This is a genomic window from Streptomyces sp. SM11, from assembly GCF_002910905.1.
GTDB lineage: Bacteria > Actinomycetota > Actinomycetes > Streptomycetales > Streptomycetaceae > Streptomyces.
Genome location: NZ_NEUE01000105.1, coordinates 63,064 through 75,255, shown reverse-complemented (window position 1 = coordinate 75,255; position 12,192 = coordinate 63,064). Strand labels below are relative to the sequence as shown.

Genomic DNA, 12,192 nt, shown 5'->3' with positions numbered 1-12,192 from the left:
TGACTACTCTGCTCGCATGACCGAGACGACCGTCCCGATGCTGCCCTGCCGTACCTCGCTGATCGAGACCACCGTCGACTTCTACACCGCCCTCGGCTTCGAGACGACGTACCTGCGGAAGAGCCCGTACGCGTACGCCGTCGTCGAGCGGGGATCGGTCGAGCTCCAGCTGTACGGCATGAAGGACTACGACCCGGCGTCCTCCCACTCCGGGTGCTACGTCCTCACCGATGACGTGGACGGCCTGCACACGGCGTTCCGGGCGTGCCTCAAGCAGGCTTGCGGGCGCGTCCCGACGCGGGGGCTGCCGCGCATAGGTCCGCTGAAGGACATGTCGTACGGGGTGCGGCAGTTCCTGATGACCGACCCGACCGGGAACACGATCCGGATCGGGCAGCCGATCAGCGATGACCAGAACCACCGGCCCGCACCGAAGGAGACCTTCGCCCGCGCACTGCACATGGCGGACCTCTTCGCGGACTCCAAGCAGGACCTGCCGGGCGCGGCGAAGATCATCGACCGGGTGCTGGGGCTGACGGACGAGCACCCGACTCCGGTGCAGAAGCTGCGGCTTCTCGTCCTGCGCGGGGACGTCGCGCAGCGGATGGGAGACGCGGAGCGGGCGGCGGAGCTGCTGGCGGAGGCGGCGGCGGTCCGACTCCGGCCCGGAGAAGGGGAAGCAGCCACCGACGCGCTGGTCAGGCTCGCGGAGCTGCGGAGCTGATCGCCACGCCCGGACGGGCCTGGCGGCCGCCGCTCGGACGGCACGCCGTTGCCCATGTCCGTCCGCCGGGGCCCCGGTTCCCTCGGCGACCGCCGCGGCCACCGAATCCCCTGCCTGGTACTGCGCCCCTGCCCGGCCCTGCCGCCCTGAACGCCCGGTGGGGACCTGGACGGTTCAGGGGCAGGAACCGTCGAAGATCTCCTCATGGGTGCGGTAGACCCGGTCGGCCTTCTCCGTCCCCTTACGGGCGGCGGCCCCCGCCGGATACTCGATGACGGGCACGGGCTTGCAGACCGCCCACTTCCGGGTGTCGGGGGAGTCGTCGAAGCCGAAGGTACCGCTGGCTCCACGCACACAGGTGACGCAGCTCGCACCGGTGTCCGTACCCAGGATGTTCATGTTGATGACGGTGTTGTACACGTCGTCGTGGTTCGGCAGGTCCACTGCTCCGTCCTTCCCCCGCCGGTCTCCGTCCTCCCTCTTCCTCTCGGTGCCGTTGATGTCGTCGTACGCCCGGTCGGCGGCCTGGGCGAGCACGCTGAAGGCGTCGTGGTACATGACCGCGTAGCCGTCGTCCAAGGGCTTCTCGCCCCATGCCGGATCGTCCTGCACCGTCTTGCGCAGCTTCTCGAAGTGCTTCAGGAAGCCCCGGGGGCCTGCCGCGAGCCGCGTGGTGTCCTCCCAGGACAAGGTGTCGACCGAGGCCGCGCCGACGAGGGTGATCCGGGAGTCCCGCAGCTGCTCGGTGATCTCGGGCCCGGTGGACTCGGGGTCCATGCCGATCCCCACCTTGAGGATGCGCGTCGGCTCGGTGTGGTCGCAGGAGGGCTCGTTCGCCAACCGGTTCACCAGGTGCGGCAGGTCGTGGTCGCGGCCCGCGAAGAAGACGGCGTCCGCCTTGGTCAGGCAGATGCTCCGGGCCGCGTCGGCGAAACGCTGGGGCACGCCCTTGTCGTCGCCGATCACTCCCAGATAGGACGCCTGGCGCTGCTTCAGCCCGTACTCCTCGCCGAAGTGCTCCAGGAAGACGTCCCTGAGGTCGGCGGAGTAGCTGTCACGCTCCCGGCGGTCGGACACCAGGAAGCCGGCCCCCTTCCCCGGGTGCTTCTCCAGGTACGTGCCCAGCGCCTGCGCCAGGAGGTAGTTCGACGGTGAGGTCTTGAAGAAGTACTCGGCCTGCATCGTGGTCGACGTGAGGATGGGGCCGATCACCGGAATCCGGTGCCCGGAAAGGGCCTCGGCGGCCGCGAGCGTGTCCGGGGTGCTGTTGGGCATGCCGAACACGCCGACCAGCGGTGACGCGTCGTCGATCATCGGCGCGAGCCGCTCGACGACGGGCTCCCAGTGGTCGAGATCCTTCCCGTCGTCAGCCAGCAGCAGCTGGTACCGGGGCCCTGCCTGGGCGTTGGACCGGAGCTGTGCCACATGAGCGCCCGCCAGGGCTCGGGCGATCTGCGCCGTACTCATGGCGCTGGTGGCATCCGAGGTGAACGGCATCATGAGGGCGATCCGCACGAAGGGGATGCGGGCCTGTCCGTTCTCCGGGTCCTCCCATCCCTTCTCGACACGGGCGTTCTCGTCCGCCACAGCGCGGATCAGGCTGTCCAGCCCGGGGTCGCCGTCCAGGACCCCCGCGGTGACGCCGACACATTCCTCCCCGGCCGCCACCAGTCCGTCGCCACACTTCTCCGGCAGTAGCCGTAGGGTCGCGAAGACCGCCGCCGTGAGCAGGAGGACTCCCACAGCCAGGGCGATGACCTTGTCACCCGGGCCCAGCGCCCGGTTCCTGAAACGGTCCAGCACAGTTCTCACTCCTCGCCGCGGAGAGGGCCGCGTCCGTACTCGGGTCGGTACGTCGGACAGGGCCGGCGCTCGCGTACGGCGGCCGGCCAGGAGCGTGCCGCCTCGTTGAGCACCGCACGGCCCGACGGATGGCGCATCGAGAGGAAGGCCAGCTCGGAGCCGATGTCCTCGCACAGGTCGTCCAGTGGTTCCGCGTAGGTCTCGGACAGGTACCAGAGCGCGTGCAGCAGCCTGTTGACCGAGCGGTGGACGTCGTCGGTCCCGGTGTGCCGGTGATCGTGACCGCCCCGGGCGATCTCGACCCGGTGGTCGCTCCACTCCCCCCGCGGAGGGTGCGGGGCGGAGGCGACATAGGGCAGGATCTCCAGCCAACGCTCCGCCCGCCACAGGTCGAAGTACTCCGTCAGGGTGCTCACCACCCGTTCCGCGTCCCCGACCGCGAGCGTGTGCCGCAGGACGTCCGGCTCGTGACCGGCACCGCGCTCCCTGTGGTGCTGGAGCAGCAGGCCGTGCAGGTCCGCCCAGCGGCGACCCGGCTCGGCCGCGGCGCAGACCCGGCGGGCCGCGTGGATCAGCAGGGCCCGCAGGAAGGGGTCGGCCACGAACCCGGGCTCCGCGGCGGACCCGCTCCCACCAGGTCCGTCGGTACCGTCCGGGGCCTGGGCGCCGTCCGTCCAGTGCTCCTCCTCCAGATACCGGGCCACGGTGGGGAGCCCCGCGCCGGGGAGCCCGCCGTCGACCGGGACGGCGACGGCCGTCAGTACCTGAGCGGCGACCCGGTCGCGTGCCAGGGCGAGTGGTGCCAGATGGGCGCGCAACTGGGGCTGCGGCACCAAACGCTCCAGCAGCACCTCGCCCGCCGACCGGCCCTCGTCGGCGGGCAGGTCGAGGAGGGCATCCGGTTCGACGGGGTGTTCACCGCCTGCCCGGACGACCGCCTCGCACAGCAGACTGCTGCCCTGCGGGTGCCCCTGGGTGAGGGCGTACAGCGCCGAGGGGAGGTGGCGGTTCAGCGGCCCGCGGGCGGGGTCGAGCATCAGCAGCAGGTCCCCCCTGCTGAGCGGGGTCAGCGGGGTCACGAGCACTCCGGCCGACGGCGACGAGGCGACCACGCGTTCCCAGCCGGACGCGTGGGTGAGCTCGGGGAGCTCCTTGGTCGTCGCGTCCGGATAGCGTGCCTCGGCGCCGCCCAGTGTGGTCGCCACGACGACCAGGGGATCCATGCTGTCGGAGCCGGGCACGGCCCGGTGGTCGAGCAGCAGGTCCAGAACGCGCCGCCCGGCCGCCGTGTGCGCGTTGTCCAGCAGAACCAGCGGCCGGGGGGCCCGGTTCACCCGCTGCCACCGGCCGTAGGCGTCGGCGAGGTCTTCGAGGAAGGCGGCGGTCAGGGTGCGTTCGACCGCGTCCTGGAAGTCGCCGCCTTGGTGGAAGCGCAGGCTCAGCCGGATCAGGGCGGTCTCGCCGTCGTCGGATCCGCTGGAACGCTCGTGGTACCACCGCTGCACAGATCTTTCGGCGCGGGTCCGGGTGTGCCGCTCGAAGTACTGCTGGACGACGGCCTCGGTGACAGGGGCCAGATCGTGCTGCCGCCGGTGCGGGTCCGCCAGCCGCTCACTGACGTCGTAGGTCCAGCCGGTGCCGTCCTCCTCCGTCCCCTTCTCCAGGTCGCAGGCGAGGAGCAGACGAGCGATCCGGTCGCGGGCCAGCCTCTGTTCCTCCTCATCGCCGCGGTGCCAACTGGACACGGCGAACAGCCCAGGCAGCAGGCGGGAGAAGCGGATCCGCGCCGCTCCCGGGACTGTCGGCGCCAGCTCGCACACCAGCCGCTCCAGGATCTCGACGACAGCCGAGGTGTTGGCCGCCGCGGGGCCGGACCGCCGTGCCTGTTCGACGCGCGTGGCATCGACCCTGCCAACCGGAATCCGCCCGCGGTAGGACTCGTCCAGGGCGTCGAGGACCGCGGTCCTGCCCATGCCGTGGCGCCCGGACACCAGCGTCACCGGCAGGTAGGCCCGGTGCTCCTGGGGCACCAGTACCCGCCGGTCGGGCGCCAGGCCCACCAGCCGGGGGACCAATCCTCGCAAGATCGGATCCCGTGCGTACAAAGACGTCCGCATCGCTCATCTCCCCCCGTTCCGCCCCCCCTCTTCGTCCTGCGCGGCCCGCCCGCGCGAGCCCCCCTTCCCGCGTCTCCTCGTGTCCCTCGTACCCATGGGTCCCTCGTACCGATGGGTCCCTCTCCGCGTGTCTGCCCCGGCCCGCCGGGCACCCGGGAACCGTCAGCCGCCGAGCAGCCTCCCCAGCGCCTGACCGACCGCGTCCAGCAGGAGCTGCCGGCCGACGGTGTCGGGAGCGGAACCGAGCCTGCGCCGGATGCCTTCCATCAGGCCACGCTGCCGGTCGGGCGGCGGCTCGTCGTCGGGACCGCCGCCTGCCAGTGAATCCGCGCTGTGCAACAGGGACGCGAGCTCCTCCGGATCGAGGTCGAGCGCTGGCGCCAGTTCCGCGATGAGCCGGGCCAGTCCGGCCGGCGGGAAGGCGGTGTGCAGGTCGATCGTGGTGCGCACACTGTGGTCGGAGTCGCCCTGCGTGAGGTGCTCGATCGTCCCGGCCGCGATATGGGTGTGCTGGGTGGGCCGACCGTACTCGCGTTGACGTGCGATGTACGCGCCGATGTCCGCGGCACCGCTGAGCACGGCCGCCACGCCGTGCGAGGTGAGCGCCACGTGCGAACCGACGTCGTGGTGGAACAACGGGCCCTGACAGGTGATCAGTTCCTCTTCGGCCAGGTAGGTGAGGGCCCGGGCCACCTCGCTCCGGGAGAGGGCCTCACCGAGGAAGAAGACGTCCGGCGAGTCGAGGAATCCACTGATCCGCAGAGGCTGCCGGTGCGTGTTGGCGTGGGTCCAGTGCAGTACCGCCCGCGCCGCGTGCCGCGTGCGCTCGGCGGCGTTCGCACGCAGGACCTGGAGTCGGCGTGCCCGGTCCGCACCGGCGGCCCGCAGGGTCACCACCGGAGCGCCGGTTGCCAGGCCCGGTCCACCGACCGGCTGGAGCAGTTCCTCGGCAGCCAGATGGTCCACGAGAAGCCTGACCGCACTCATGGGGATGCTCTGCAGGGAGCCGAACCCGGCACAGGAGACATGGCGGTCCAGCTCACCTTCCGCCCTGTCCCAGACCCACAGCAGCAGGCGAGGGCCGTACCTGTCGGCGTACGCGACGAAGGCGTCGTGCTCGGGTAACGACGGTATGGAATCTGACACTCACAGGATCCTGTCGTACTTATTTGCGAGGACTTAGCTGCCGCATGTACCCGGACTCGCCGACGATATACACCTCCCCCACGCATTGTTTCCTCAACTCGCTTACGCAGAGGGCCTCTTGCGAGCCCGAGGCGTAGGCCCGCCCCATGGGCGACTCCGCTCCGCAGCCATTGGTGACGCCGGGTGGTGGACGATGCCGACATCGCACCCGTCGGACCGGTTCGCACGGCCACGCGTCTGGAGCCACCCTCTCCGGGCGACGTCTCGGCCCGGCAAAAGCCGAATGGGGCCCGGCCTCGCGGCCGGACCCCCCTCGTTTTCCCCTCCCGTCGGGCCTTCCCGTTCCCCCCGGACCCCTCCCCGGAAGCCCCGACGCCATGTGTGACACGGGAGGGTACGCAAAGGTTGCAACCCTTTGCCGTCTCTTTACCAACGATGCGGCGCAGGGCTCTCAGCAGGCATGTCGTACATAGCGGTCCGCCACTTCCGCCAGAGCCTCCGCCCCGTCGCGGGCCCACAGCGCCTCGTTGAAGATCTCCACCTCGATCGGCCCGTCGAAGCCGGCGGCCTCCACGTACCGACGGAACGCGCGGAAGTCCACGCTTCCGTCGCCCAGCTGGCCCCGCCCGAGCAGGACGCCCGCCGGGAGCGGGGTGATCCAGTCGGCCAGCTGAAAGGAGTGGATGCGGCCACCGGCGCCCGCGCGGGCGATCTGAGCCGGAGCCCCGTCGTCCCACCAGAGGTGGTAGGTGTCGACGACCACCCCGACCCGCTCGGCCGGGAACCGTTCCGCGAGGTCCAGGGCCTGGGCGAGGGTGGAGACCACGCAGCGGTCGGACGCGTACATCGGATGCAGGGGTTCGATCGCCAGGCGTACGTTGCGTGCGGCCGCGTACGGGGCCAGTTCCGCCAGCGCGTCGCCCACCCGCTCCCGGGCCCCGAGGAGGTCGCGGCTGCCGGGCGGCAGGCCGCCGGAGACCAGGACCAGGGTGTCGGTGGACAGGGCCGCCGCCTCGTCGATCGCCATCCTGTTGTCGTCCAGGGCGCGAGCGCGTTCGGCCGGGTCCAGGGCGGTGAAGAAGCCGCCCCGGCAGAGGCTGGTGACCGTGAGCCCGGCGTCGGACATGAGCCGCGCCGTGCGCTCGGCACCGTACTCCTGCACCGGGGCCCGCCACAGACCCACCCCACCGATGCCCGCCTTCACGCAACCCTCGGCCAGCTCGGGCAACGACCATTGCCTGAGCGTTTCCTGATTGATGCTCAGGCGGGTCAGGTCGTCGGTCATCGTGCGCCTCCGTGGACCGCGAGCAGGGAGCGCATGCGGTGCTCGGCCAGCTCCGGGTCCGGGAACAGGCCCAGGCCGTCCGCCAGTTCGTACGCCTTCGCCAGGTGCGGCAGCGAGCGGGACGACTGGAGGCCGCCCACCATCGTGAAGTGGTCCTGGTGGCCGGCCAGCCAGGCCAGGAACACCACGCCCGTCTTGTAGAAGCGGGTCGGCGGCCGGAAGAGGTGTCGGGAGAGTTCGACCGTGGGGTCCAGCAGGGCCCGGAAGCCGTCCACGTCCCCTGTGTCCAGCACCCGCACCGCGTGTGCCGCCAGCGGGCCCAGCGGGTCGAAGATGCCCAACAGCGCGTGGCTGAAGCCCCGTTCGTCGCCCGCGATCAGTTCCGGGTAGTTGAAGTCGTCGCCCGTGTAGCAGCGCACCCCGCCCGGGAGGCGGCGGCGGACGTCGATCTCGCGGGCCGCGTCCAGGAGGGAGATCTTGATGCCGCCGACCTTGTCCGGATGCTCGGCGACGACCTCGAGGAACGTGTCCGTGGCGTCGTCGAGGTCGGCACTCCCCCAGTAGCCCTCCAGCGCCGGGTCGAACATCGGGCCCAGCCAGTGCAGGATCACCGGCTCCGACGCCTGGCGCAGGAGGTGGGCGTAGGTGGCGAGGTAGTCCTCCGGGCCGTTCGCCGCGCGGGCCAGGGCGCGCGATGCCATGAGGATCGGCTGGGCGCCGCGCTCCTCGGCCAGGGTCAGCTGCTCCTCGTACGCCGCCCCGACCTCGGCCAGGGTCGGCGTGCCGTCGTCGGGCAGCTGGTCGGTGCCCACGCCGCAGGCGATCCTGCCGCCCACCGCCTTCGCCTCGGCGGCCGAGCGGCGGATCAGTTCGGCCGCGCCCGCCCAGTCCAGGCCCATGCCGCGCTGCGCGGTGTCCATGGCCTCCGCGACGCCCAGACCGTGCGCCCACAGGTGGCGGCGGAAGGCGAGCGTGGAATCCCAGTCGACGGCCGCCGGGTCGCCGGGGGCGATGTCGGCAAACGGGTCGGCGACCACGTGGGCCGCCGAGAAGACCGTACGGGAGGAGGGAGCCGCCGCTCCCGGAGCGAGGTCGAGCGGTGCGGTCCGCGGCACGTAGGGGCCCTGCGGGAGGTGGATCGTCATGTCAGCGGCCTCCGGTGGCGCCGCGAACCGGTCGCGCGGGTCACAGGCTCAGCTCCGGGATGTCGAAGCGACGGCCCTCGGCGGACGACTTCAGCCCCAGTTCGGCCAGTTGGACGCCCCGGGCGCCGGCCAGCAGGTCCCAGCCGTACGGCTCACCCAGGGCCACATGGCGCAGGAACAGCTCCCACTGCGCCTTGAAGCCGTTGTCGAACTCCTGGTTGTCCGGGATCTCCTGCCACTGGTCGCGGAACGACTCGGTGACCGGGAGGTCCGGGTTCCAGACCGGCTTGGGGGTCGCCGAGCGGTGCTGGACACGGCAGTTGCGCAGGCCCGCGACGGCGGAGCCGTGCGTGCCGTCGACCTGGAACTCCACCAGCTCGTCACGGTTGACCCGTACCGTCCAGGAGGAGTTGATCTGCGCGACCGCCCCGCCCGCCAGCTGGAAGATGCCGTACGCGGCGTCGTCGGCGGTCGCCTCGTACGGCTTGCCCTGCTCGTCCCAGCGCTGCGGAACATGCGTCTGCACGTGGGCCGTCACGGAGGTGACCTGGCCGAACAGCTCGTGGAGCACGTACTCCCAGTGCGGGAACATGTCGACGACGATGCCGCCGCCGTCCTCCGCGCGGTAGTTCCAGGAGGGGCGCTGGGCCTCCTGCCAGTCGCCCTCGAAGACCCAGTAGCCGAACTCCCCGCGTACGGACAGGATCTCGCCGAAGAAGCCGCCGTCGATCAGGCGCTTCAGCTTGCGCAGACCCGGCAGGAAGATCTTGTCCTGGACGACACCGTGCTTGATGCCCGCGTCCCGGGCGAGCCGGGCCAGGCCGAGGGCCCCCTCGACGTCCGTGGCGGTCGGCTTCTCGGTGTAGACGTGCTTGCCCGCCGCGATCGCCTTCTCGATCGCCTCCACCCGGGCCGAGGTGACCTGGGCATCGAAGTAGATCTCGACCGTGTCGTCGGCGAGGACCGCGTCCAGGTCGGTCGACCACTCGGTGAGGCCGTGGCGCTCGGCGAGCTCCTCCAGGGCGTGGGACCTGCGGCCGACGAGCACGGGCTCGGGCCACAGCACCTCGCCGTCGCCGAGATCCAGGCCTCCCCGCTCGCGGATCGCGAGGATCGAGCGCACCAGGTGCTGCCGGTATCCCATGCGTCCCGTGACGCCGTTCATGGCGATGCGCACTGTCCTGCGTGTCACGAAGATCCCTCCATACAGCGGTAGCAAGCGCTTTCCATCGGAGATGACGCTAGCCTGCCGACAGCGGCCGGACAAGAGGGGGCCGCACGTGATCTCACGGAGGACAGCGATGACAGTCACCCTGGCGGATGTGGCGGCCCGCGCCCGGGTGTCCCCGGCCACCGTCTCCCGCGTGCTCAACGGCAATTACCCGGTGGCGGCATCGACCCGCGAGCGGGTCCTGCGCGCGGTGGACGACCTGGACTACGTGCTCAACGGGCCCGCCAGTTCCCTCGCGGCGGCCACCTCGGACCTGGTCGGCATCCTGGTCAACGACATCGCCGACCCGTTCTTCGGGATCATGGCGGGGGCGGCCCAGACACAGATCGGCGGGCCGGGGGACGGTTCCGGACGGGCGGGCGGCGAGAAACTGGCCGTCATCTGCAACACCGGCGGCTCCCCGGAGCGCGAACTCACCTATCTCACCCTCCTCCAGCGCCAGCGCGCCGCCGCCGTGGTCCTCACCGGCGGCGCGGTCGAGGATCCGGCGCACCGGGCCGCGATGTCCGCGAAGCTGGCGAAGCTCGCGGACGCGGGCACCCGGATCGTCTTCTGCGGGCGACCCCCGCTGCCCGAGGGGGACGCTCTCGTGGCCGCGCTCGCGTTCGACAACCGCGGCGGCGGACGCCGGCTCGCCGAGCACCTGATCTCGCTCGGCCACCGCAGGATCGGTTACGTCGCCGGGCCCCCGGAGCGCACCACAACCCGGCACCGGCTGGAGGGCCACCGGGAGGCACTGCGCGCCGCCGGGCTGGACGCCGCTCCGACGGCAGGGGGCGGGAAGACCGGCTCCGGTGACCAGAGGTCCGGCGGCCAGGCGTCCGCCGACCAGGAGCGGCTCACCGTGCACGGGCCCTACGACCGGCGCTCCGGCTACGAGGCCACGCTCGAACTCCTCCGCAGGGCACCGGACGTGACCGCGATCGTGGCCGCCAACGACACCGTGGCGCTGGGCGCGTGCGCGGCCGTACGGGACAAGGGGATGCGCATCCCCCAGGACATCTCGGTGGCGGGCTTCGACGACCTGCCGTTCTCGGTGGACGCGGTACCGGCCCTCACGACGGTCCGGCTGCCGCTCTTCGAGGCGGGCGCCCGGGCGGGGCGGCTCGCGATGGGCAAGGAGAACCCGCCGCCCGGCGGCATCGCGACGATCGCGGCCGAGCTGATGATCCGGGGGTCCACGGCGGCGCCGCGGGGGTGAGCCGTCCTGGGGCACGGCGGGACTGCCGGCTCGCTCCCCGCACCGGCGGGGGCGGGTGGCTCCCGTTCCGGGTGAGCTTGCCGTTGCACGACGGCACTCGTCCACGGTCGGCTCCATGAGCGGTGGAGACCGTGGACGGTCAGCTTCGCCACGTCGTCGAAGGAGCCGCCGGTCCCGGCCGGAGCGGTGCCGATGTCGAGACAGCACTGCTCGACCTGGGCGGCGAAGTCCCCTTGGCCCACGGGCCGGCCGTCGGCATCGCGGGCGACCCGCCCGGCCAGGAACACCAGCTTCGATCCGGTGGCGACCGGCAGTCGCCGGTAGACCTCGGGCTTCGGCAACCTCTCGGGATTGACCAGCGTCACGGACATGAACGGCCTCTTCCGCCGGGAGCGGGGCCTGCTCGCGATGTTCGCCCCGCAGGCTGCCGCCGCCCTGCGGGTGATCGCCCCTGAGCGGGTGCGGGTCGGCCAAGCACAATGCCGTGTTCGGCGGGAGCGCGGCGCGGGGGCGCGCTGAAGCTGATGGGTAGCCTGGAGCGGCTGCCTCGGGACGTCGGCCGAGGAGGCCGCCCGCCCGCTCCCGCCGCCCGTGCGGGAGCGGCCACCGGCCCGGCGGGCAGGAGCACGGCGTCGGCATCAAGGGAAGGACACGCACGATGAAACTCGCTTTCTCCACCCTCGGAGTGCCGGGGACGCCGGTCGCCGAGGTCGTCCGGCTCGCCGCCGGCAACGGCTACCGGGGGGTGGAGCTGCGCGTCCACCCCGAGGAGCCGGTGCACCTGGGGCTCTCGTCGCTGGAACGGGCCGATGTGGTCGAGGCGTTCAAGGCCGGCGGGGTGGAGATCCTGGCCCTCGCCGGGTACGTGAAGGCGGCCGCCGAGGGCGACGACGAACCGGTCCTGGCGGAACTGGCCGAGCTGGTGAAGCTCGCCCGCGATCTGGGCGCGTCCTATGTCCGGGTGTTCCCCGGAGGCGGCGACCAGGAGCAGGCGGAGGCCGACGCGACGGCCGCCCGGCGGCTCGGGTCCGCCGCCCCGGCCGCCGCCGACATGAGTGTGAGTATCTTGCTGGAGACTCATGACTCGCACCGCGCGGGCCTCGACGCAGCCCGGGTCGTCGCCACGGTCGGGCACCCCCGGATCGGCGCGATCTGGGACGTGCTGCACACCTGGCTCGCCGGTGAGGAGCCGGCCTCCAGCCATGCGGTGCTCGCCCCGCATCTGGGATACGTCCAGGTGAAGGACGTCGCGTCGACGGACGACCTGACCCCGCTGGCGCTGGGCTCCGGGGTGCTTCCGCTGGCGGACTGTCTGGACGGGCTGGATCCGGACACGTGGGTGTGCTGGGAGTACGAGAAGCGCTGGCACCCGGGTGTGGCGGAGCTGCCGGGTCTGCTGGGCGCGGGCCGCGAGTACCTGCTGCGGCTCGGAGCGCCGAAGCAGTAACGGCAGGGCGGGCCCGTTCGCGTGCGGTTCGCGCCGCGGGCGGCCCGGGCTCTTGACCGGAAGTTACTTTCCCTATAAGCGTACTTTCTTGGA

Annotated in this window: 10 protein-coding genes and 1 pseudogene; 4 read left to right on the top strand and 7 right to left on the bottom strand. The window is 71.8% G+C overall.

The window, feature by feature from the left end:
• The first annotated feature begins 16 nt into the window (after window positions 1-16).
• Window positions 17-724: a VOC family protein gene (locus tag B9S58_RS07475; RefSeq protein ID WP_103531329.1), complete on the top strand. Its 708-nt coding sequence runs from the start codon at window positions 17-19 to the stop codon at window positions 722-724.
• 174 nt (window positions 725-898) lie between these two features.
• On the opposite strand, the gene B9S58_RS07470 is transcribed toward B9S58_RS07475, so the two are convergent.
• The 6 genes from B9S58_RS07470 to B9S58_RS07445 all read right to left on the bottom strand — a co-directional run bounded on the left by B9S58_RS07470 (window position 899) and on the right by B9S58_RS07445 (window position 9,412).
• Entirely contained in the window at window positions 899-2,527 is a 1,629-nt protein-coding gene (locus B9S58_RS07470) for an ABC transporter substrate-binding protein (RefSeq protein ID WP_258044214.1), read from the bottom strand.
• Window positions 2,528-2,532: 5 nt separating this feature from the next.
• Window positions 2,533-4,611: an ATP-binding protein gene (locus tag B9S58_RS07465; RefSeq protein ID WP_258044213.1), complete on the bottom strand. Its 2,079-nt coding sequence runs from the start codon at window positions 4,609-4,611 to the stop codon at window positions 2,533-2,535.
• 195 nt (window positions 4,612-4,806) lie between these two features.
• Window positions 4,807-5,790 carry a hypothetical protein gene (locus B9S58_RS07460; RefSeq protein WP_103531327.1) on the bottom strand — a complete coding sequence of 328 codons (984 nt, stop codon included), beginning with the start codon at window positions 5,788-5,790 and terminating at the stop codon, window positions 4,807-4,809.
• A gap of 451 nt (window positions 5,791-6,241) precedes the next feature.
• Window positions 6,242-7,075, bottom strand: a complete 834-nt coding sequence (locus tag B9S58_RS07455; protein ID WP_103531326.1) for a sugar phosphate isomerase/epimerase — start codon at window positions 7,073-7,075, stop codon at window positions 6,242-6,244.
• On the bottom strand, window positions 7,072-8,220 hold the full coding sequence (locus B9S58_RS07450) for a dihydrodipicolinate synthase family protein (RefSeq protein WP_103531325.1): 1,149 nt from the start codon (window positions 8,218-8,220) through the stop codon (window positions 7,072-7,074). The genes B9S58_RS07455 and B9S58_RS07450 overlap by 4 nt, the downstream gene beginning before the upstream one ends.
• 40 nt (window positions 8,221-8,260) lie before the next feature.
• A complete protein-coding gene (locus B9S58_RS07445; protein WP_103531324.1) occupies window positions 8,261-9,412 on the bottom strand; it encodes a Gfo/Idh/MocA family protein in 1,152 nt (383 codons plus the stop codon).
• 109 nt (window positions 9,413-9,521) lie between these two features.
• Here B9S58_RS07445 and B9S58_RS07440 point away from each other — a divergent pair, with 109 nt between their 5' ends.
• The gene (locus B9S58_RS07440) at window positions 9,522-10,652 is read left to right on the top strand and encodes a LacI family DNA-binding transcriptional regulator (RefSeq protein ID WP_103531323.1); all 1,131 of its coding nucleotides are present in this window, start codon (window positions 9,522-9,524) and stop codon (window positions 10,650-10,652) included.
• Window positions 10,653-10,783: 131 nt separating this feature from the next.
• Here the strand turns inward: B9S58_RS07440 and B9S58_RS38805 are convergent.
• Window positions 10,784-11,023, bottom strand: a pseudogene (locus tag B9S58_RS38805) (RidA family protein); the annotation flags it as partial.
• On the opposite strand from B9S58_RS38805, the gene B9S58_RS37855 reads away from it, so the two are divergent.
• Window positions 11,004-11,171 (top strand): hypothetical protein, encoded by a 168-nt coding sequence (locus tag B9S58_RS37855; RefSeq protein WP_181009221.1) that lies wholly within the window; start codon window positions 11,004-11,006, stop codon window positions 11,169-11,171. The pseudogene B9S58_RS38805 and the gene B9S58_RS37855 overlap by 20 nt on opposite strands.
• A gap of 139 nt (window positions 11,172-11,310) precedes the next feature.
• Window positions 11,311-12,099 (top strand): sugar phosphate isomerase/epimerase, encoded by a 789-nt coding sequence (locus tag B9S58_RS07430; protein WP_103531322.1) that lies wholly within the window; start codon window positions 11,311-11,313, stop codon window positions 12,097-12,099.
• Window positions 12,100-12,192: the final 93 nt, after the last annotated feature.

Excerpts from the sequence above, each read along its gene's own strand:
- B9S58_RS07440 (WP_103531323.1), top strand. The coding sequence starts at position 9,522 with ATGACAGTCACCCTGGCGGATGTGGCGGCCCGCGCCCGGGTGTCCCCG.
- B9S58_RS07450 (WP_103531325.1), bottom strand. The coding sequence starts at position 8,220 with ATGACGATCCACCTCCCGCAGGGCCCCTACGTGCCGCGGACCGCACCG.
- B9S58_RS07455 (WP_103531326.1), bottom strand. The coding sequence starts at position 7,075 with ATGACCGACGACCTGACCCGCCTGAGCATCAATCAGGAAACGCTCAGG.
- B9S58_RS07430 (WP_103531322.1), top strand. The coding sequence starts at position 11,311 with ATGAAACTCGCTTTCTCCACCCTCGGAGTGCCGGGGACGCCGGTCGCC.
- B9S58_RS07475 (WP_103531329.1), top strand. The coding sequence starts at position 17 with ATGACCGAGACGACCGTCCCGATGCTGCCCTGCCGTACCTCGCTGATC.